Origin of the sequence: Vibrio sp. Vf1514, from assembly GCF_052076135.1 — a bacterium.
Taxonomy (GTDB): Bacteria; Pseudomonadota; Gammaproteobacteria; order Enterobacterales; family Vibrionaceae; genus Vibrio; species Vibrio furnissii.
Window position 1 is genome coordinate 598,610 of the sequence record NZ_CP197267.1, and the last position, 21,423, is coordinate 620,032.

At 54.4% G+C, this 21,423-nt stretch carries 15 protein-coding genes and 1 riboswitch; of the genes, 7 read left to right on the forward strand and 8 right to left on the reverse strand.

Features of this window, described 5'->3' with window-relative positions; genetic code table 11:
- The first annotated feature begins 24 nt into the window (after positions 1–24).
- Entirely contained in the window at positions 25–369 is a 345-nt protein-coding gene (locus ACS18Q_RS02855; protein ID WP_004729531.1) for a tRNA-binding protein, read from the forward strand.
- Here ACS18Q_RS02855 and ACS18Q_RS02860 read toward each other — a convergent pair.
- The 3 genes from ACS18Q_RS02860 to ACS18Q_RS02870 form a co-directional block, all read right to left on the reverse strand.
- The gene (locus ACS18Q_RS02860; protein ID WP_232658472.1) at positions 366–917 is read right to left on the reverse strand and encodes a gamma-glutamylcyclotransferase family protein; all 552 of its coding nucleotides are present in this window, start codon (positions 915–917) and stop codon (positions 366–368) included. The genes ACS18Q_RS02855 and ACS18Q_RS02860 overlap by 4 nt on opposite strands.
- Positions 918–1,027: 110 nt before the next feature.
- On the reverse strand, positions 1,028–1,969 hold the full coding sequence (locus ACS18Q_RS02865; RefSeq protein ID WP_441257351.1) for a zinc transporter ZntB: 942 nt from the start codon (positions 1,967–1,969) through the stop codon (positions 1,028–1,030).
- Positions 1,970–2,016: 47 nt separating this feature from the next.
- Positions 2,017–3,468 (reverse strand): RimK family protein, encoded by a 1,452-nt coding sequence (locus ACS18Q_RS02870; RefSeq protein WP_014205691.1) that lies wholly within the window; start codon positions 3,466–3,468, stop codon positions 2,017–2,019.
- A gap of 192 nt (positions 3,469–3,660) precedes the next feature.
- Between ACS18Q_RS02870 and ACS18Q_RS02875 the strand changes: the two genes are divergently transcribed.
- Complete coding sequence (locus ACS18Q_RS02875) at positions 3,661–4,764, forward strand: GNAT family N-acetyltransferase/peptidase C39 family protein (protein WP_004729523.1); 1,104 nt, start codon at positions 3,661–3,663, stop codon at positions 4,762–4,764.
- Positions 4,765–4,932: 168 nt separating this feature from the next.
- Positions 4,933–6,117: an NnrS family protein gene (locus tag ACS18Q_RS02880; RefSeq protein WP_441257352.1), complete on the forward strand. Its 1,185-nt coding sequence runs from the start codon at positions 4,933–4,935 to the stop codon at positions 6,115–6,117.
- A 68-nt stretch (positions 6,118–6,185) separates the two neighbouring features.
- Here the strand turns inward: ACS18Q_RS02880 and ACS18Q_RS02885 are convergent, their stop codons facing one another.
- The 4 genes from ACS18Q_RS02885 to ACS18Q_RS02900 all read right to left on the reverse strand — a co-directional run bounded on the left by ACS18Q_RS02885 (position 6,186) and on the right by ACS18Q_RS02900 (position 10,195).
- Complete coding sequence (locus ACS18Q_RS02885; RefSeq protein ID WP_014205688.1) at positions 6,186–7,193, reverse strand: adenosine deaminase; 1,008 nt, start codon at positions 7,191–7,193, stop codon at positions 6,186–6,188.
- Positions 7,194–7,274: 81 nt separating this feature from the next.
- A riboswitch (purine riboswitch) is annotated at positions 7,275–7,374 on the reverse strand.
- 241 nt (positions 7,375–7,615) lie between these two features.
- Positions 7,616–8,647, reverse strand: a complete 1,032-nt coding sequence (dapD, locus tag ACS18Q_RS02890; protein ID WP_158108110.1) for a 2,3,4,5-tetrahydropyridine-2,6-dicarboxylate N-succinyltransferase — start codon at positions 8,645–8,647, stop codon at positions 7,616–7,618.
- A 266-nt stretch (positions 8,648–8,913) separates the two neighbouring features.
- A complete protein-coding gene (locus ACS18Q_RS02895; protein WP_004729512.1) occupies positions 8,914–9,204 on the reverse strand; it encodes a YebG family protein in 291 nt (96 codons plus the stop codon).
- Between the two features lie 100 nt (positions 9,205–9,304).
- Positions 9,305–10,195, reverse strand: a complete 891-nt coding sequence (locus ACS18Q_RS02900) for a LysR family transcriptional regulator (RefSeq protein WP_004729510.1) — start codon at positions 10,193–10,195, stop codon at positions 9,305–9,307.
- A gap of 146 nt (positions 10,196–10,341) precedes the next feature.
- Here ACS18Q_RS02900 and ACS18Q_RS02905 point away from each other — a divergent pair, with 146 nt between their 5' ends.
- The 4 genes from ACS18Q_RS02905 to recD all read left to right on the forward strand — a co-directional run bounded on the left by ACS18Q_RS02905 (position 10,342) and on the right by recD (position 21,003).
- A complete protein-coding gene (locus ACS18Q_RS02905; RefSeq protein ID WP_165880207.1) occupies positions 10,342–11,310 on the forward strand; it encodes a TDT family transporter in 969 nt (322 codons plus the stop codon).
- Positions 11,311–11,404: 94 nt separating this feature from the next.
- Entirely contained in the window at positions 11,405–14,926 is a 3,522-nt protein-coding gene (gene recC / locus ACS18Q_RS02910; protein WP_441257353.1) for an exodeoxyribonuclease V subunit gamma, read from the forward strand.
- A 279-nt stretch (positions 14,927–15,205) separates the two neighbouring features.
- On the forward strand, positions 15,206–18,850 hold the full coding sequence (gene recB, locus ACS18Q_RS02915; RefSeq protein ID WP_441257354.1) for an exodeoxyribonuclease V subunit beta: 3,645 nt from the start codon (positions 15,206–15,208) through the stop codon (positions 18,848–18,850).
- A complete protein-coding gene (gene recD, locus ACS18Q_RS02920) occupies positions 18,847–21,003 on the forward strand; it encodes an exodeoxyribonuclease V subunit alpha (protein ID WP_441257355.1) in 2,157 nt (718 codons plus the stop codon). Before recB ends, recD begins: the two co-directional genes overlap by 4 nt.
- A 142-nt stretch (positions 21,004–21,145) precedes the next feature.
- Here recD and ACS18Q_RS02925 read toward each other — a convergent pair whose 3' ends face one another.
- Entirely contained in the window at positions 21,146–21,325 is a 180-nt protein-coding gene (locus ACS18Q_RS02925; RefSeq protein WP_004729500.1) for a hypothetical protein, read from the reverse strand.
- Positions 21,326–21,423 lie beyond the last annotated feature (98 nt).

Consider the following 21,423-nt stretch of genomic DNA (forward strand, 5'->3'; position numbering starts at 1 on the left):
ATTATTCACTTTCGGAACTCAGCCATGGACTCAACCTTTCATACCGTCGGTTATGACGCGTTTGCCAAACTTGATTTACGCGTTGGCATCATTCGCGCGGTGAAACGCCACGAGAACGCCGACAAGCTTTACATTGTGCAAATCGAAGTGGGGGAACAGACGCTGCAAACGGTCACCAGTTTGGTTCCATATTATCAGGCCGATGAGCTGATGAACCGTCAAGTGGTGGTGCTGTGTAATCTTGAACCGGTCACCATGCGCGGTGAGTTGTCGGAATGTATGTTGCTGTGTGCCGAAACGGTTGATGGGGAAGAGAGTGTGTTGTTAACCCCCGAGCGCCCGATTGCCTCAGGGGTTCGGATTGTTTAACGCACGTGTGCTATCAGTGCGTCGATCACCGATTGATGCGCTGGGGTCACGCCGGCTAAATTGCCATATTTGGGCGCATGGCGATCATTTTCCAAGGGGTGCTGCCAGCCAACGGTGTGCTCCACAAAATGACGCGCAAACGCTTCAGAAACTTCCAAGCAGCCTGCCAAGACGGTGTCCACGTAGGTTTGCACAATCGGGCTACGTTCACACGGCGGTTGATGCTGCGCGGTGACGTACACCCAAATCGCTTGGCTCGCGTCAAACTCGGCATCGGTTTCGATTTGTTCTGCGGTCAACGCAATGCGCTGATACCCGCGTTCGCGGCGATCAAATTCCGCCAAGGCTGCCTCATCAATCTCCAGCAATACGCCGTTCACTTGGCCATCGCCCGGATTGACGACCAGCGGTGAAATGACGTAGCTATCATCGATTTTTCCCCAATACCGTACCAAACCATGCACCGTGGCGGGCAGCGCACGCCCGGTGTTGCCGGTGAGTTGTCGGGATGCAGAATTCATCAGGCTTCCGTAGCCGAAAATGTACATAGTGTCTCCATGACTCCGGTTGAACGTCGAGCAGTTCGACGAGAAAGTGGGTTCGGGCTACGCGCTATGCGTTGTGCGTGACATCATGCTGCAGCCCGAGCGAAACGGGGTTAAGGCTGATTGCTGAAAAACTGCAAACGACGCAGAATCCAGAACTCCAGCGCAAAAATTGCCACCAAGCCGGCACAGAAGAAGCCAAAGGCCAGTGGGGATTCAGTGCCGGGAATGCCTCCCACGTTAACACCAAGCAGGCCGGTTAAAAAGCTGGTGGGTAGGAAAATCGCCGCGATAACCGAGAACAAATAGGTGTTCTGGTTCATCTTCTCAGCGTGGTACTGACGCAGTTCGCCTTTGATGATTTCCAGCTCGCTGAGGTAGAAATCCAGTGTTTCGTTGATGCGCGTGATGGTGTTGACACTGTGGCGTAAGCGCAGGTGCTTGCTGCCTGCCAGTGGCACGCTGGAGTTGAGGTAATCGTCGATGGCGTATTGCTGCGGCTTAATGAAGCGTTTGATTTTCAGCAGCGCTTTGTGGGTGTCCATCAGCTCTTCACTCAGTTCGATTTCATCATCAAAGGCACTGACTTTATCTTCAACCAAATCGAGGTAGTAATCGATGTTGCGGTTTAAGCCATCGATGATGCCCAGTACCAATTCCGCTAAGTTCTTGGCGCCATTGCCGTCAAGCAAGGCATTGCGCAAGGTATTGATGGTTTTGGAGGGAATCTTCCGGCTCGAAATCAACGCACCGTTGTAGTACAGAATGCGCACGCTGAGCATATCGGCTGGGTCGGAGTTGTCGTTCAGATTGACGCCACGCAGAATCAGCAAAAAGTTTTGTTCGTCATACTGTTCAAACAGCGGACGGGTGTCCTCAGCCAGTAAGCTGTCGACGATGGAGGCGGGAATGGTATTGGCGATCAACCAGTCTCGAACGCCCGCAGCATCGCGTTGGCAGTGATACCAGTGACCGGCTTCAATGTGTTGCGGTGACCCTTCAGGTTGCGTTGCCTGATCGTCACTAAAACGCCAGTGGTCAATGAGAAAATCCATAACAATCCTCTTATGCGAAAAAGCCAGGGGTTACCCTGGCTTTCAGTTTAGAATCCGCGCATCTGAATGCGACGGAGAAACTCGGTCATCACCCGGTCGTACAACAGATCGCCGAGGAAGGCGTCTTCGACATGGTGGTCAATGCTCGGGTTATCATTGACTTCGATAACATAAACTTGACCGTCAATCTCTTTTAAGTCAACACCATATAGCCCACCTCCGATGAGATTGGCCGCTTTGAGTGCCACATCCACCACGTGTTTGGGCACCTGTTTCAAGTCTAATGTTTCAAAACCGCCGGAAGACACACGGCCGCTGCTGTGGTGTTGGTAAATCTGCCAGTGGCCACGGCTCATCATGTATTTACACGCGAAAATCGGTTGGTGGTTCAGCACGCCGATGCGCCAGTCAAAGTCGGTTGGCATAAACGCCTGCGCCAAGATCAGCGCACTTTTTTCAAACAGTGCGTTGGCTTCGTTTTCCAGCTCTTGTTCGTTGCGAACTTTGACCACGCCACGTGAGAAAGCGCCATCAGGAATCTTCAACACCATCGGGAACTCTAAATGCTCCATCAGGTAAGATTTCCAGTTGGGATCGAAACTTTGCACGATCACACTGCGCGGAGCCGGAATGTTATGGCGTTGCAGCAGCTCAGTCAGGAACACTTTGTTGGTGCATTTCATGATCGATTCGGAATCGTCCATCACCACCAAGCCCATCTTCTCGGCCGTTTTGGCGAAACGGTAGGTGAAGTTGCTGATGTTGGTGGTCGCACGAATAAACAGGCCATCAAATTCGCCCAAACGGGACAAATCGTCGGGAGAAATGGTTTCCAAGTTCATGCCCAAACGGTTGGCTGCACGGCGAAAACGCTTCAATGCAGACGCATCGGATGGCGGCATTTTTTCCTCGTCGTCGACCAACATCGCCATGTCGTAGCGATACTTTTTCTCTTGTTTGGGTTTACGCCAGATTTTGGTGGAGAACTGTTCCAGTGACTCAATGAAGAAATCTTGCTCTGGATCGTCTAGGTTCTGGAAAGAGAACGGCGCGATCTTGCTGATTTGCCAATGGCCTTGGTGTTTGGTCATGCTGAGCTCAATCACCGGCACCATAAACTGTTCAAACAGATGGCGGGCCAATTTTTCTAACCCGGGTTCCGGTGTACGGCCAAAGTAAATTTTGCAGTGAATCGAGTCGGTGTCTTTGCACAACTTATGCAGTTTGAGTAAGCCGCTGGAGAGCAAAAACGGTTGGTTGATGTCATTGATCGCCATGACGCGAGGAATCACACGGTGACCACGAGCTTCCGCCATCAGGGAGCAGTAATAGCCAGTGCTCATGTAGTCGTAATCGCGACACAGGTTGACCACTTGCAAGCTGCGGTGACTGTCTTTCCAATCAGCGTCGAGGTATTGATCGACACTGATCACTTGTTCGGATGGGAAGTATTGCTGCCAGTCACTGGCTTGATCTGTCACGATTAAAAGGTTTGCCATAGTTAATTTTTTCCTATCACAATAGGTGTATCATAGCCCTAGACTTGACACCCCACGTCAGACTGCCCAACTTCTTTTCTCCGGTGGAGAAAGCGTTCTCGACAGTTTGTATGGCGGTGACGCCAAGTGTTTTGGGTAATCTAAATCGCAATCTTGCCAACCACTATCCTGTAAATTCAGTAAGGACATCGTATGGACTTTCGTCTTGCGAACAGTGCTGATCTCAATGCGCTTAATGCGTTAGAACAACAGCTATTTGATGGGGATAAAATTTCTCCGCGTCAAATGAAGCGTTTTTTACACTCCAACCAGGCGATTATTTTCGTGGCGGACGCCGGTGAGGAACTGGCTGGATATGCATTGCTACTATTTCATCAAGGTACACAGCTATCAAGGTTGTATTCGATTGCCGTTAAACCTGATTTCAGAGGACGGAGGATTGCTCAGACATTAGTCGAGCAATGCGAGCGTGCAGCTCTTGATCAAGGCTCTACTACATTACGGCTAGAAGTACGTGAAGACAATATAGCAGCGATAAATTTATATGAAAAAATGGGCTACAAAACTTTGAAGCTGCTCATCCATTACTATGACGATTTATGTGATGGACGTCGCATGCAGAAACGGTTGACGCCCCATGGTCAGAAAGTGCTGCTACCCATGCCGTTGTACGTGCAAACCACGCCGTTTACCTGCGGTGCCGCATGTCTGATGATGAGCTTTTCATGCCTCGATGAGCACTTTGAACCCAGCCGCACGCAAGAGCTGCAATTGTGGCGTGAAGCGACCACCATTTTCATGGCGGCTGGCCATGGTGGATGCAGCGGACAGGGCCTCGCGCTCTCGGCAGCGCGGCGCGGTTTTCATGTCGAGCTGTGGAACCAGTCACGCAGCACACCATTCATCGACAGCGTGCGCGATCCGAACAAGAAACAGGTGATTGAGCTGGTGCATCAGGACTTTTGTCGTCAATTGGCGCAAGAAGATGTTGAGATCATTGACGCGCCGCCAAGCCAAGCGCAGCTCGAAATGTGGGTCACGCAGGGTTCGTGCGTGCTACTGCTCATTAGCACCTATCGTTTTGATGGCAAGAAAGAGCCGCACTGGATCGTCTTGAGTGGCATGAGCGACAAGTTCTTTTTCTTTCATGATCCACATGCGGAATCAGAAGATCACGCTGTGGCATCGGCTTACGTGCCGGTGGGCAAAAAAGCGTTGTCGCAGATCATCGGCTTTGGCAAACAAAAGCAAATTGCTTGTGTGGTGATTAGCCGCCGCGACCCAGTGTCATCATAGTGAGTCATCATCAATCAAAGGAGTCTTAATGACTCCTTTTTTGTTGTGTTTTTTTGACTCGAAAATGAAAGGTTTATTTTTAATTGATTGATATTTAATGAATAATTTTCTGGCTCGCTTTATGCCTAGGCTAAGTCATACTCCCTGAACGAGGCAGAAGAGGTCAGCGTGTTAAATATTGTCGATAAACGGGTTGAAGAGCGCATTCCGGCTTACTTGCGGTTGGGGTTTCGACCGTTCTTTTTATTGGGCAGCGTGTACGCGGTGATTGCCGTGGTCGCTTGGGTGTGGATGTTCCAGCAGGGGCAGCCGAATGTACTGCGTGTGCCTGCATTGTGGTGGCACGTGCATGAGATGTTGTTTGGGTTTGCGATGGCGATTGTGGTGGGGTTTTTGATCACTGCTGTCCAAAACTGGACTGGCATTCCCGGCACCAAAAGCAGACGTTTAGCGTTGTTGGTCACGTTGTGGCTGCTGGTGCGCGTGCTGTTTTGGACGCCAGTTCCATTGTGGTTAACGTCGAGTATTGAAGCGCTGTTTTTGGCGCTGACGGCGTACGAAATCGGTATGCGCGTGGTGAAAGCCAAAGGCTGGCGTAATCTGTTTTTTGTGCCGCTGTTTGCACTAGCGATGGTGGCCAACTTTGCCAGTTATGCCACCATCAAAGGCATGCCGCCGTTTCCTTCCTCTGCGGTGTGGCAGGCGATGTTGTGGTGGTTCATGTTGCTGTTGTCAGTAATGGGCGGGCGGGTGATTCCGTTTTTCACCGCGCGCCGTTTTCAGTTTGAGAAAGCTGCGCCCAAACTGTGGTTGGATGTACTGGCTAACGGGCCGCTGGTGGCGCTGTTTATTGTCAGTTTTTTCCCGATTGCTGAAGCGCAATTGGCGCAGCCGCTGATGTTGCTGGCAGGCGCCGCGCAATGGGTTCGCTGGTTGCGTTGGCAACCGTGGCGTACGCTCAGTGAACCTTTGGTGTGGTCGCTGCATGGGGCGTATGCGTGTATTCCGCTGAGCCTGCTGGTGCGCGGGTTCGTCAATCCCGGTTTTGTGTCGCATACCCTACTACACCTGTTTGCGATCGGGGCGCTTGCCGGGCTGATTTTAGCGATGATCGCACGTGTGACGATGGGACATACTGGCCGAGCCATTTACCAAGGGCCGAACATGGCGCTGGCATTTGCCGCGCTGCTCTTGGCGGCGTTGGTGCGCAGCTTGGGCGTGGCGTTTTGGCCGGCGCACATGATGGAATGGATTAACCTCAGTGCCGGATTGTGGGCGCTGGCGTTTGGTTTGTTTGTGTTGCGATTTGGCGCGATGTTACTCACGCCCAGAGTCGATGGGCACCCCGGTTAATCGGGCGAAGAAAAGAAAAGCTGCGCCATGCGCAGCTTTTGTGTTGGTGGGGGCGTCAGTTCCTCGTATTACGCAAAGCGCGCCAGCACCTCATGCACTTGCGCGCTCATACGCGCCTTGTCTTCAGCGGAGATGAAGCTCGCTTCAATCGCATTGAGGGTGAATTGCGCCAGCTCTTGGTGCGACATCGGGTGTGCGTTGGCGACCGCCATAAAGTTATCGGTCATGTAGCCGCCAAAGTAAGCTGGATCGTCAGAGTTAATGGTCACGCATAGCCCTTGGCGCAGCAGTTCAACCACGTTGTGCTCATCCATCTCGCTAAACACTTTCAGTTTTAGGTTCGAGAGCGGGCAAACAGTCAGCGGCATGCGCGTCTCTTGCAGCACTTGAACCAGCTCAGCATCTTCCACGCAGCGCACGCCATGATCGACACGTTGCACGCCAAGCAAATCAATCGCGTTGCGAATGTTCAGCGCCGGCCCTTCTTCCCCCGCGTGTGCCACGGCTAGAAAGCCAGCTTCACGGGCTTGGTGAAACACGCGTGAAAATTTTTCCGGCGGATGCCCCGCTTCAGACGAATCGAGACCGACACCGACAATCTTGTCTTTGTACGGCAGTGCTTGCTGCAGGGTGAGCATGGCATCATCTTCGCTGAGATGGCGCAGGAAACACATGATCAGTTGGCTGGAGATGCCCAGCTCTTGCTGCGCTTTGTCCAGCGCCTGCGTGATGCCGCGAATCACGGTGTCAAACGCGATGCCGCGCGCGGTGTGCGTTTGCGGATCGAAGAAGATTTCGGTGTGCATCACGTTGTCTTGCTGGCAACGCAGCAAGTAAGCCCACGTGAGATCGAAAAAGTCTTGTTCGTGGATCAGCACGTTGGCGCCTTGGTAGTAAATATCGAGGAACGATTGCAGATTGGAAAATTGGTAGGCCGCGCGCACTTCATCCGGGGAAGTAAAGGGAATCGCAATCTGGTTCCGTTGGGCGAGGTCGAACATCAGTTCCGGTTCGAGTGACCCTTCAATGTGTAGGTGCAGTTCCACCTTAGGGAGTTGCTGAATAAATTCTTTCATATATCGGCTCTTAATCAAAAAGTTGAGATTAATCGCTTTTCACCTTGGGTGGTTGTGTTGGGCCATACAAAGAGAAAAGCGATCGTGCGCTTAACTCTTCGTAATCAGAATTTTACGGATTCTGGTAGAGACCCCCACACCCTATCAGTGGGGTTATACGAAGCAACAATGTGGATTTCCGCTCTCATGGCTGACGAGTTTCGTCACCAGAGTGGCATTCAATGGCGTGCGGAAATTCATTAAATGATAACTGAATTGAATCAAAACGCCACTATTGAGCAAAATCCTTTTTCAACCCGCTGAATTGGAGTGACAAAAAAGGCCAACCCGCAGGCTGACCTTGTTTTTGATTCCTTTTGAATGTTGCCGACATGTTCGCGGCAAGTTCGCTCTATTTTTAGCGCTGATTCAATCGGGCTGACTTAGTTGTTGCTGTGCAGTTCGCTGTTCAGTTCAACTGCAGATTTGTTCGCCAGACACTCAACCTGACCGGTTTGAGAGTTGCGACGGAACAGTAGGTCGGACACGCCAGCCAAGTCGCGCGCTTTGACGATTTCGACTTCGTTGCCATCTTTGTCCAGCATGCGCACTTTGGTGCCCGCGGTGACGTACAAGCCTGATTCCACCGTACAACGGTCGCCCAGTGGGAAGCCCAGACCGGCGTTTGCGCCCAGCAGTGAGTTTTCACCGATAGACACCACGACTTTACCGCCGCCAGACAGCGTACCCATGATCGATGCGCCGCCGCCGATGTCAGAACCGTTGCCTACCAGAACACCTGCAGAAATACGGCCTTCAACCATGCTCACGCCGGTTGTGCCTGCGTTGAAGTTGATGAAACCTTCGTGCATCACGGTGGTGCCTTCGCCCACGTGTGCGCCCAGACGAACGCGCGAGGTATCAGCGATACGTACGCCTGTTGGGACCACGTAGTCCACCATTTTTGGGAATTTGTCGACACAATCGACGCTCAATGCGCGGCCAGCCAGACGCGCTTCGATTTGGCGATCGGCCAGTTCAGGCAGGTCGATTGGGCCTTCGTTGGTCCAAGCAATGTTGTGTAGCAGACCAAAAATGCCATCGAGTACGGTGCCGTGAGGCTGAACCAGACGGTTTGAGATCAGTTGCAGTTTCAAAAAGCCTTCTGCCACGCTTTGTGGTTTGTCATCTGATGCCAGAATCACCAACACCAATGGCTGTGCTGAAGCGGCTGCTTTCTCGGCAAACGCTGCGCTTGCCGCTTGATCGTTCGCTGCAAACGCTTTGGCCAGCTCAGCGCTTTGCGCTGCGGTGATCTCCAACGCTTGGTTGCCTTCGCTGTAGCCAGCCACTGCTGCCAAATCAGCAACCAGCTGGTCGCTTGGGTTGAGGATCGGCGTCGGGAAGAATACTTCAATGATTTTTCCGTCGCGGTTTTTGGTTGCAGTACCAAAGCCCAGTGCAAAGTTTGCCATGTTGGTCTCCATTAATCGTTAAGCTTTAAAATTATTGTGTGACAGTGATGGGTTGAGCGTCATCCAGTCATTGGGTTGAAATCATCATAGAGAGACTCTTTCAGAGAAGAAAGGGTAAAAAAAGGATCCGTCCATCGAACGATACTTTTTGTCTTTTGAGAGACACATCTCTTTAGATGGAAGTGGAGCTTGATCTGCCGCTGTGCCGACCGATCTGAACGCCAGAGATAAAAAAACCGCTGCTCAGGCAGCGGTTTCGTGTCGAATTAAGCTGCGTCGTCAACCGCGTCTTCGGTTTTGACCGCTTTAGGCTTTTTTGGGGTTGGCTTGCGCTTCGCGCCCAGAGCATAAAGAATCTCTTCTTTGTTCTGTGCCAGGAACATGGCCAGCTCTTCCTGTTTCGCTTCGTCTTCGATCAGTTCACTTTTACCCAGTAGCTCGAACAGCTCATCTGCTGTGTCCAGCATTTTGTCATAAGCGTCAGCTTCGGCCTTCGAGGTAAAAGTCATTTTCTCTTCTCCGTTGCGTTCCACCACGTACTTAACGATGACAGCCATGGTTCATCCTCTACATTATTTTGCTAAAAAATTACTGGCTGTTTATACAGTTTTCAAATGCAAAAGTCCAGCCAGCGACGTCAAACTGAGAGCTACGGCATCACGCTGGCCAGTGGTGACAGAATTCAATAAAACGCTTGAGCAGCGGGCTTTGATATTTCTCTTTATGCACCAGAACCCAAAAGCGGCGCTTCATGTCGAGCGGCACATTGAGCACGTGCACGCGCCCGTCATGAATCGCGGTTTGCGCCGCAAGGCGCGACAGGCAGCCAAAGCCCAGCCCGGCGGAAACGCTGTTGATCAGCGCTTCCGTGGTGTTGAGCTCAAACGCTTCGTGCCACTGCTCAATGCGCGGCGCCATCACGCGCAGGAAAAACTCTCGTGAGCCGGAACCGGCTTCGCGCAGCACCCATTCACTGTGCTCAAAGTCGCTGAGCACAATTTTGTCTTTGCTCGCCAGCGGATGATTCGGCGCGCACACGATGCACATTTCGTCCTGGCTGAATTGAGTCGACATCAATTGTGGGTGCAAGGTTTTGCCTTCAATCAGCGCAATATCAAGCTCGTAGTCGACCAGTTTTTGACAGATCAGCGCCGAGTTAGAAATAAACAGGCTTTGCGACTGATGCTGAAATTGGGCGCGAAAGGCGCTGAGCAAATAGGGTGCGACCTGATTGCCGATGGTGTCACTGGCGCCGATGCGCAGTTGGCCGGAAAGGGTTTGGTTATCTTCAAACAGGTGATCGAGATCTTTGGCGCGGCTGAGCAGTTCATCGGCCAACGGCAAGAGCTTTTGCCCTTCTTGATTGAGGATCAGCCGGTTGTTGACCCGATCAAACAGCGCGTGCCCGAGCTGCTTCTCCAATTCCGAGAGCGCCATGCTGACCGCCGCTTTGGAGAGGAACAGTACCTCGGCCGCCGCCGTCAGGGTTTTGTGCTGCGTGATGGTGGTGAACACGCGCAACTGTTTGAGGGAAATATTAGATGCCATTTTCGTTAAGTTAGATTGAACGTCTGTTAGGAATAATTAGATATATTCAAACGTAGTGCAAGCGTATTATGCCCTCATTCCCGAATACGACGCGGTTGACGGCCGGTTTCGTCGTGTTGTTGAAGTAACCGAGTGATGAGGTGGTTATGATTCGAACTGCGAAAAACAAAGTGATGGGCGCGCCAACACCGATGGCGGGTTTGGCGCTCGGTATCGCCAGTTTGGGCTGGTGCTGGGAAAATGCCGCTGATTTGCATGGCGTCGGTCAATGGACTGGCGCGGCACTGGCCAGCGTACTGCTGCTGATCCTGACCGTGAAGTTTCTGTGTCACGGCCATCTATTGCGCCAAGATTTGGCCCATCCGGTGGTCGGCAGCGTGGTGCCCACTTATGCGATGGCGACCATGGTTGTCAGCCATTCCGTCGGCCAGTTTTTCCCTGTCGCGGGCGATGCATTGTGGCTGATGGCTGTGGTGCTGCATGTGATTTTTCTGGCGAGTTTTGTGTACCACCGCGCCAAAGCGTTCGAACTGCACCACATGGTGCCAAGCTGGTTTGTGCCGCCGGTGGGCATTATCGTCGCTGACGTGGCGTTTTCCGGCAACCCGGCGCTGGCTCCGATTGCTCATGGCGCGCTGCTGTTTGGCATGCTGGCTTACGCGGTGATGCTGCCGGTGATGATCTATCGCTTTATGTTCACCCAAGAAGTGCCGGATGCGGCTAAACCCACCATGGCAATTCTGGCCGCGCCAGCCAGCCTGTCGATGGCCGGTTACTTGACAGTAACTGCCACCCCATCGCCAGTGGTGATTGCGCTGCTGTTTGGGATTGCGGTGCTGATGACTGCGATCATCTACTTGGCGTTCACTCGCTTGCTGCGCCTGCCATTTAGCCCGGGCTATGCGGCATTCACCTTCCCGATGGTGATTGGTGCCACCGCGCTGTTCAAAATGGCGCACTGGATGGACAGCATCGGTATGGCGGCACAAGATGTGCACCAAATTCACGCGTTGGCGATGGTGGAATTGCTGGTCGCTACCGTGGTGGTCAGTTACGTGGCGCTGCGTTATGTGATGTATTATCAGCCAGCGCCTCGAATTATGAGCAATGCGTAACCCTTTGCGCATCGAAAACCGCAAAATTGTCATTCCTCAAATGCACTTATGCTAATCTCAGTGGCTATGAAAGCTAGAGCAGCATGAGTGCATTGTGTTTACCGTTTACCACGCCAACAAAGTTGATACGCTGAAGATTCTGCTGGTGCATCTGATTAAAAACGATCCACTGGCCAATCCGTTTGAGAAAGAGCAGATTCTGGTACAAAGCCCGGGGATGTCGCAGTGGCTGAAAATGGCGCTGGCGCAAGAGCTCGGTGTTGCGGCCAATCTCGATTTTCCGCTGCCGGCAACTTTCATCTGGGAGATGTTCACTCAGGTATTGCCGAACGTGCCCAAACGCAGTGCCTTCAACAAAGAAGCGATGACCTGGAAACTGATGGAACTGCTGCCCTCGCAGTTGGATCAGGATGTATTCGCGCCGCTGCGCCGCTACCTGCAAGACGATACCGACCAGTCGAAGCTCTATCAACTGGCAGAAAAAATCGCCGATATTTTTGATGGTTACTTGGTGTATCGCCCTGACTGGATCGCTCATTGGGAAGCGGGGGAAAGCGTGGCCGAAATCGACGGGGAGCACCCGTGGCAGCCGGTGTTGTGGAAAGCCCTCTACGATTACACGCTGGCGCAAGGCCAATCGCATTATCACCGTGCCAACCTCTACCAAAGCTTCATCGACGCCTTAGCGCACATCGATCTGACACACGATGAGGCGCTGCGTGCAGCGCTGCCAAAACGCCTGTTTATCTTTGGCATCTCGTCGTTGCCTCCTCGTTACATGGACGCCCTCAAAGCGCTCGGCGAACACATTGACGTGCATTTGATGTTTACCAACCCATGTCAGCATTACTGGGGCGATATTCGCGACCGTAAATATCTGGCGCGGGTGGAAAGTCAGCGCCGCAAACAACTGGTCCTCCATCCCAACGCGGAGACACACACCTTCACGGTGGCGGGGGAAGTGTCGCCACTGAAAGGTGAGCTGGACGATTACGCGGGCGATGAGCTGCACACCGCGCAAGCCGTCGGTAACAGCTTGTTGGCCTCGATGGGCAAACTCGGGCGCGATAATCTCTATTTGCTGGCGCAAAGCGACAACGAAGAGCATGAACTGTTTATTGATGTGCCGCGGGATTCGCTGCTGCATCAGTTGCAGGCCGACATTCTGCATCTCGAAGAACATCAAGACGACACGTTGCTGGACAGCAGCGCGCACAAACCCGCACTGCCTCACGGCGATCGCTCACTGACGCTGCATGCCTGCCATAGCCCGATGCGGGAAGTGGAAGTACTGCATGACGAATTGCTGGCGATGTTTGACCGCGATCCGGAACTCAAACCGCGCGACATCATTGTGATGGTGGCCGACATCAACGCCTACAGCCCTTATATTCAGGCGGTGTTTGGTAACGCGCCGGGGGAACGTTTTATCCCGTATTCGATTTCCGACCGCACCGCTGATCAGGAAAGTCCGATTCTCAATGCGTTTATGCAGTTGGTTGCTTTACCACAATCGCGCTGTCTGGCGTCGGAATTACTGGAACTTCTGGAAACGCCAGCGATGATGGCGCGCTTTGCGCTTGATGCGAGCGAATTTGACACCGCCAAACGCTGGGTCGAAGAGTCGGGCATTCGCTGGGGGCTCAACGACGCGACCGCGCAAGAGTTTGAGCTGCCGCAGACCCATCAGAACACATGGCAGTTCGGCATCGCCCGCATGTTGCTGGGCTATGCGATGCCGTCATCGGTTGGCTTGTTTGAAGCGGGCGGTCACGCCATGGCACCGTACAACGAAGTGCAGGGCATGAGCGCGGAACTCGCTGGCAAACTGGCGCATTTCATCGACACCATCAGCGATTACCGTCAGCGACTGGCGCAAACGCAGCCCATTGAGGCGTGGCGTGAGCTACTGTCGTCGCTGCTTGATGACTGTTTCAGCGTCGATCTGGATGGTGAGATGGCACTCAAATCGATTCGCGACACGCTTGCGGCGCTTAAAGAGCAGCTTGCTGACGCCGGATACGCCGACGCGATATCGCCCGCCATCATGGGGCAGTACCTGCATGACAAGCTGTCTGGAACGCGCGTCAGCCAGCGTTTTCTCGCTGGTCAGGTCAACTTCTGTACCCTGATGCCGATGCGTTCGATTCCGTTTAACGTCGTCTGCCTGTTGGGGATGAATGATGGGGTTTACCCGCGTTCCATGCCGCCGGAAGGGTTTGATTTAATGAACGGCCGCACGCGTCCGGGCGATCGCTCGCGCCGCGATGACGACCGTTATCTGTTCCTCGAAGCGATGCTTTCCGCGCAGCATACCTTGTATATCAGCTACGTGGGCCGCTCGATTCAGGATAACACGGAGCGCGTGCCGTCGGTGTTGGTGACTGAATTGCTGGAATATTGCCAGCAGAACTATTGCTTGGCCGGCGATGAAGCGCTGCCGAGTGATGACTCTGGCGCGCGCCTGATTAAGCAGTTGCAGTTCACTCACGCCATGGTGCCCTTCAGTCCACAAGCGTTTTTGACCGATGTCGGCAGCTATGCCAAAGAGTGGCTGCCTGCTGCGCTGCGCCAAGGCACTCCGAGTGGCACGTTCCACCGCGCGTTGGATGATTATCTGCTCGATGCGGTTTATCCGTTGGAATTGGATCTGGTTGAGCTGCAACGTTTTTGGCGCTTACCGGTGCAATATTTCTTCAATCGCCGCCTGAAAGTGGTGTTTGAGCCGCCTTTGCCGGTGATGGAAGACGATGAGCCGTTCGCGCTCGGTGGCCTTGCCAGCTATCAGCTGCGTGACGCGCTGTTGGACGGCTTGCTCAACGCACCCTCGGCGCAGGCACGTGACGAAGTGTTGGCGCAATTCAATAAGCAGCAGCGTGCGCAAGGCAAGCTGCCGGTCGGCGCATTTGGTGAGTTGGAATTTGAAACCAACCGTGTGCAAGCCGAAGAGCTGGTCGAAAAAGTCCAGTTTCTCTGTCAGGCGCCGCTCGATGATCTCGATGTCAACCTGACCCTCACGGCGCTCGGACAGTCACGCCCGGTGCATTTAAGTGGCTGGCTGACACGGCGCTATCAATCGGGGCTGGTGCGCTATCGCAGCGGTGCGATTCGCTCGGAAGATATGCTGGCGGCGTGGATCGACCATCTGGCGGCAGCGGCATCGGGCGCTAACTTGATCACGCATGTGATTGGCTACGATCGCAAAGACGGCGTGGTGCATCAGGTGCTGCCGCCATTGAACGGCAACGCCAGTGAGAGCGCAGCGCTGGCACTCGCGCAACTGAACGAATTGGCGCGCCTTTATTACCAAGGCATGACTGCGCCGCTGGCTTATTTCCCGAAAACAGCATTGGCCAGTATTGAAGCCGGATTTAGCCGCGGGCAATGGGGCGACGATGAAGAAAAATCGCTCAAGAAGATGGCCGAGACATTTAATGACGGTTTCATGACCAGCGGCGAAGGCAATAACCATTACATCGCGCGTTTGTGGCCGCAATGGACGGACGAACTGGCGCATCAGGTGCGTGTGTTGGCGAGTTTGGTCTTGCAGGCACCGCGTTTACAGTTGCGTGATTACGCCGACCACATCTCAATCGAGAAGGCCAGTCAGGCATGATGGGAAGCATCGAATATCGGGAAGAGAGTAGAGTGGCCGCCAGAAAATCATTATTGGTGTAGGGCGTTCGCTGTACGGCCACAGGTCAGAGGGACCATGATTCGGTAGATGGCAAGCGGGGCTTGCTTCAATGGGGTGCAGTGTAATGATCCAATATGGTGCGCGCTGTGAGTCCGATCCCATAACCTCCTGTCTGGGCAAGTTTTTGCACAGATTCATAGAATTATTTAATTCGGATCACATAAATTTTCGAATAATGACCCAAAGGCAACTGGAAATATGAGTGTCACTGCCAACATCACTGCGACGCCACTGGAAACGATGACGTTTCCGCTGCACGGCGCGCGTCTGATTGAAGCGTCGGCGGGTACGGGTAAAACCTTTACCATCGCCGGATTGTATCTACGTTTGCTGCTTGGCCACGGGAGTGAACACACCCGTCACGCCAGCGCGTTGACGGTCGATCAGATTCTGGTGGTGACCTTTACCGAAGCGGCGACCGCTGAGTTGCGAGACCGAATTCGCGCCCGCATTCACGATGCGCGTCTGGCGTTCAGCCGCGGGCAAAGTGATGATCCGGTGATTCAGCCGCTGCTGGCGGAATTTGCCGATCACCCACTGGCGACACGGCTCTTGCTCAACGCGGAGCGCCAAATGGATGAAGCGGCGGTCTACACCATTCACGGTTTTTGCCAGCGCATGCTGACGCAAAACGCATTTGAGTCCGGCAGCCGTTTCAACAACGAATTTGTCACCGATGAAAGCCATCTGAAAGCGCAAGTGGTGGCCGATTACTGGCGCCGTCAGTTTTATCCGTTGCCGCTCAATCTGGCTGCGGAAGTGCGCCGCTTGTGGGCATCGCCGGCGGCGCTGCTGGAAAAAATCGGCGGCTATCTGACGGGTGCGCCGCTGTCGCTGACAACGCCGGTGATGGAGGGCGACCTCGCAGCGCTGCATCAACACAACCTGACTCGCATTGAGGCGATGAAAGCGGCGTGGCTGGCGACGGCTGATGACATTCACGATTGCATCGCCAATTCCGGCATTAACAAGCGCAGCTACACCAAGAAATCATTGCCGGAGTGGATCGCCGCGGTGTCGGACTGGGCGGCGCAGCCAACCCATGGTTACGAGGTGTCGGACAAGCTGGTGCGTTTTGCTCAGGATGTGCTGGTAGAGAAAACGCCATCGGGCGATGCGCCGCGTCATGCCGTGTTTGAGGCCGTGCAGGCGTTTTTGGCGGAGCCGGTCAGCTTGGAAGCGCCGCTGCTGGCGCACGCGATCACGCACTGTCGCACGCTGCTGGCGAAAGCCAAAGCCAGCAAGCAGTGGCTGTCGTTCGATGACCTGCTGACTCAACTATCCGCATCGCTGGATGGTGACGACGAAGGCACACTGGCGGCGCGCATTCGCACGCTCTATCCGGTGGCGATGATCGACGAATTCCAAGATACCGACCCGCTGCAATACAGCATTTTTAGCCGCATTTATCTGCCGCATCCGCAGTGCGGTCTGTTTATGATCGGCGACCCGAAACAGGCGATTTACGGCTTTCGTGGCGCGGACATTTTTACCTATATTAAGGCGCGCAATCAGGTGAGCGCGCACTACACGCTTGGCACCAACTGGCGCTCCAGCGCCGACATGGTGGCGGCGGTGAATCAGGTATTTACCCTGCCAGACAGCCCGTTTATATACGACAACGACATTCCGTTTTTGCCGGTCAGCGCTAGCCCGAAAGCGGGTGGCCGTGCTTGGCTGCTGAACGGAGAGGTGCAACCTGCGCTGACCTACTGGTCAATGGCAGCTGACGCGCCGGTGACCAAAGGCGCGTATCTCGACACCATGGCGGCGGCGACCGCAAGCCAGATTCAAACCATTCTGACGGCGGCGCAGCAAGGGCAGGCGCAGTTTCGTCACGGCGGAGCTATTCAAGCCAGCGACAGTATTCAAGCGGGCGACAGCATTCAGGCGGGTGACATCGCAGTGCTGGTGCGCACCGGAAATGAAGGGCGCCTGATCAAAGATGCGTTGGCTCAGCAAGGCATTGCCAGCGTGTATCTCTCGAACCGCGACAGCGTGTTTACCAGCACGATTGCGCCGGATATGCAGCGTCTGCTGCAAGCGGTGCTGACCCCGGACAACGATCGCGCCATGCGCGCGGCGCTCGCTTCCCCCTTGTTTGCGCTCAATGCGCAGCAGTTGGATGCGCTCAATAACGATGAAAATGAGTGGGAAAACGCGCTGAACGAATTCAAACAGTATCGTCAGTTGTGGCTCGATCGCGGCGTGTTGCCGATGCTGCGTGCGGTGCTGAGCTTGCGCCACATTGCTGAGCGTTGGCTGGAAGAGCCCGATGGCGAACGCCAACTGACGGATTTCATGCACCTGAGTGAATTGCTGCAACAAGCGACGCAAGAGATCGACAGCGATCATGGTCTGCTACGCTGGTTGGCGCAGTCGATCGCTGATGCCGAGCAAGGGCTGGGCGGCAGCGATGAAGCGATTCAGCGCTTGGAATCTGAGCGTAATCTGGTACAGATCGTCACTATCCACAAATCCAAAGGTCTGGAGTATGAGCTGGTGTTTTTACCGTTTGTACTCAGCTATCGCGAAGCGAGCGAAGGCAAGTATTACGATGCCAGCAGCGGCCAGACCTTGCTGGACATCAGCGGTCAGGATGCCTCAATTCAACAGGCGGACAAAGAGCGTCTGGCGGAAGATCTACGTCTGATTTATGTGGCGCTGACCCGCGCCGTGTACGGCTGCTTTATTGGCGTGGCGCCGCTGCGCAACGGCCGTTCCAGCAAAGAACCGACCGGCGTGCATCACAGCGCACTGGGTTATCTGCTGCAAAATGCCCAGCAAGGCGGCCTGGCGCTGCTCGCAGAATCACTGCATCAACACACGGCGTTGGCGTGTGTTGCGGTCACGGAGCCACCCGCTGTGCCTGAATCGGTGTTTGTGCCGTTGGCAGAGCCATTGCCACCGCTGAGCGCGCGTTCGCTGAGCCACGAGATTGATCGCCTGTGGCGCATCACCAGTTATTCTGGCTTGGTCAAACAGGGCAGTCATCAGCATGATGCGAGCTTTGAAATCGGTGGCTTTGATGTCGACTCGGCGGATGAGCACGATGAGGCGGCATTGGCTGAACCCGAGCGCTCGATTTTCACCTTCCCGCGCGGCGCGCAGCCCGGCACATTTCTGCACAGCCTGTTTGAAGAAGTTGAGTTCACCCAACCCGCCAGCGATGAACACAACACGCGTATCATTGCCGACTTGATGGAGCGCGAGCAGATAGACGCCGAGTGGCTGCCTGTGCTGCAATCGCTAGTGGATACCGTGCTGCGCACGCCACTCAACGGCAAAGATTTGTGCCTGAACCAAAAAGCGCCGCATCAGCGCCTGACCGAGATGGAGTTTTTACTGCCCATCGAGGTGCTCAGTGCGCCCGCCCTGAACCGTGTGGTGCAGCGCCACGATCCGCTGTCGGCCAAAGCGGGCGATCTCGGCTTCTACACCGTACAGGGCATGCTGAAAGGCTTTATCGACTTGGTGTTTGAACATCAGGGCAAATATTACGTGCTGGACTGGAAATCCAACCATCTGGGCGATGAAGTCGCCGCGTATCAGGGCGAGCGATTAGCGCAGGCGATGGCTGAGCACCGCTACGATTTGCAGTATCAGCTCTATGCGCTGGCGCTGCACCGTTTTCTACGAAGCCGTTTGGCGGGCTATGACTATCAGCAGCACTTTGGCGGCGTCTATTACCTGTTTTTACGCGGTATGGATGGCTCGTCGCAACACGGCATTTTCAGCGCCAAGCCGAGTCAGGCGATGTTGGAAGAGCTGGATGAACTGATTCAGGGCAAAGTGGTGACGGCGCGCACCACGTCCGCCGGACAGATGGAGTTGGATTTATGATGGATGTCCGTTTGGATTTCGCGCAGCTGAGCGCGCAGTTAAAGCAACTGGCGGCGCAGGGCGCACTGCGCCAGCTCGATTACCAGTTTGCGCATTTCCTCGCACAACAAAGCGACGTGGAGACGCTGAGCGATCACGAGCGCGCGGCGTTGATGTTGGCCGCTGCGGCGGTCAGTGCCGAACTGGGGCGCGGTCATATCTGTTTGCCGCTGGTTGATGAACAGGGCAACTGGGTTGAACTGGCGAGCAAATTGGGGGTGTATGGCGAGGCTGCCCTGCCGTTAAATCAGCTGTGGTTGTCTGTGGATTGGACGGCGCTGGTAGCGCGCACGCCGCTGATTGGCGCACGTGGTGAAGCGGTGCCGCTGATGTTTGATGGTCAGCGCTTGTACCTGCATCGCTATTGGCATTATGAAGTGACCTTGGCGGCGCGTTTGCAGTGCTTTGGGACACCCATGATCTTAAAGCCTATGGCAGTCCAAAACCTTCGCCAGCGTCTGGATACGTTGTTTGCCCGCGACTATCGTTTTTTACAGCAAGCCTTGCAGCGTAAGGGAGACACGTCGGCATTGAATCAGGTTGGTCGTCAGCGTCTGGTGTGCGATATGCTTGATGTGGTCGACGAGTCTGGGCTCGATTGGGAAGCGATTGATAGTGTGTTACAACAGGCCAAACGCAGCGAGGATTTTGCGCCGCTGGAGACCTTGGTGCCCCAAGCGCACTGCTTGAACTGGCAGAAAGTGGCAGCCGCGATTGCACTGACGCGCCGCTTTGCGGTGATTTCTGGCGGTCCCGGCACGGGCAAAACGACCACCGTGACCAAATTGCTGGCGGCGCTGATCAGTCAGGCGCAACAAGCGCAGCACACGCCGACCATCAAGCTGGTGGCACCGACGGGCAAAGCGGCCGCGCGACTGACTGAATCGATCGGAAAAGCAGTGGCAAGCTTAGCCGTCGAACCTGAGCTCAAAGCGCTGATCCCCACCGAATCGAGCACCATTCACCGCTTGTTGGGTGCGATTCCCGACAGCGCTGAGTTTCGCCATCACGCAGGCAATCGCCTGCACCTTGATGTGCTGGTGGTCGATGAAGCGTCGATGGTCGATTTGCCGATGATGGTCAAATTGGTCGATGCGCTGCCAGACAGCGCGCGGCTGATTCTACTCGGTGATAAAGATCAGTTGGCATCGGTGGAAGCGGGCGCCGTGCTGGGCGATATCTGCTCGTTTCTTTATCAAGGCTACAGCAAAGAACAGAGCCGTGTGTTGTCGGAGTTGACTGGCTTTCAGCCGGCGGCGCTCAGCCCGCGCTATGCCGATCATCGCATTGCCGATAGCTTGTGCATGCTGCAAAAGAGTTACCGGTTTGATGCGCGCTCCGGCATTGGTCAGTTGGCGAAAGCCGTCAACAGCGGTCAGGCGGTGTGGGTGGATAAAGTATGGCAGGACGCATTTAGCGACATTCAACATTTTGCGCTCAGCAGCGAGCACTACAACCAGATGTTGCAATCTCTAGTGGGCGCCTATTCGCCGTATTTGGCGTTGATGGCAACGCCACTCACGCCGTCGCAAAGCATGGCGGAGAAGGCGCGCGATGCGTTGCAAGCCTTTGGCCGCGCGCGTTTATTGTGCGCGGTGCGAGAAGGCGATTTTGGTGTCAGCGGCCTCAACTATCGCATGGAACGGGCGCTGGCGGCGCGCAAGAAAATTAAAGTGCAGGATGAAATCTGGTATGCCGGACGCCCGGTGATGGTGACGCGCAACGATCATGGCCTTGGCCTGTATAACGGCGATATCGGAATTTGTCTGCGCGATGAACAAGATGAGCAGCAGCGGCTGAAAGTTTACTTTGAACTGCCCGATGGTAGCGTCAAAGCGGTGTTGCCAAGCCGAGTACCGCAACATGAAACCGCCTATGCGATGACGATTCACAAATCGCAGGGCAGTGAATTTGATTTCACCGTGATGATTCTGCCGCCGGAATTCAGCCCGATCCTCACCCGTGAGCTGATATACACTGGCATCACCCGCGCCAAAACGCAGCTTGCACTGTATTGCGATATGGGCGTGCTCAAACGTGGCATTAAGCTCAAAACGCAGCGGGCGAGTGGCTTGGTGGAACGATTGCGGGATGCGGACGAACCGGTTGCGTGATGCTCTGAGTCTGTGATGCTCCGAGTCAGTGATGTGATGGAGTGCGTGATGTGATCCGTTCGTGATGCCATCGGTGTGCGATATGAAGATTGAGTGTGTTGATATTCATCTGGCAGCCAAGAGGCTGCCAGAAGTAATGAGGTCAGATAAACGCTTTCGTGAACGTGATGCGACGAATGCGGTAGCGCTCTTGTGAGCCAAGGATAAACGCCTTGAGATTTTCACTGACGGGAAACACGCAATGTACATCCAATCCTTCAAGAAACTGGTTGTCGGCCATGTCCCAAAAGCTTTGCAGAGAGTTACAAATAACGGTTTTCATAGAGAATTTGCTCTTAAGTACTTGTTTTAGTAATAAAAGCAATCCATGCGATGTCTAAGCCAGCCAGAGCTTAGGATGCGTCCTGTTGCCAGTGACTC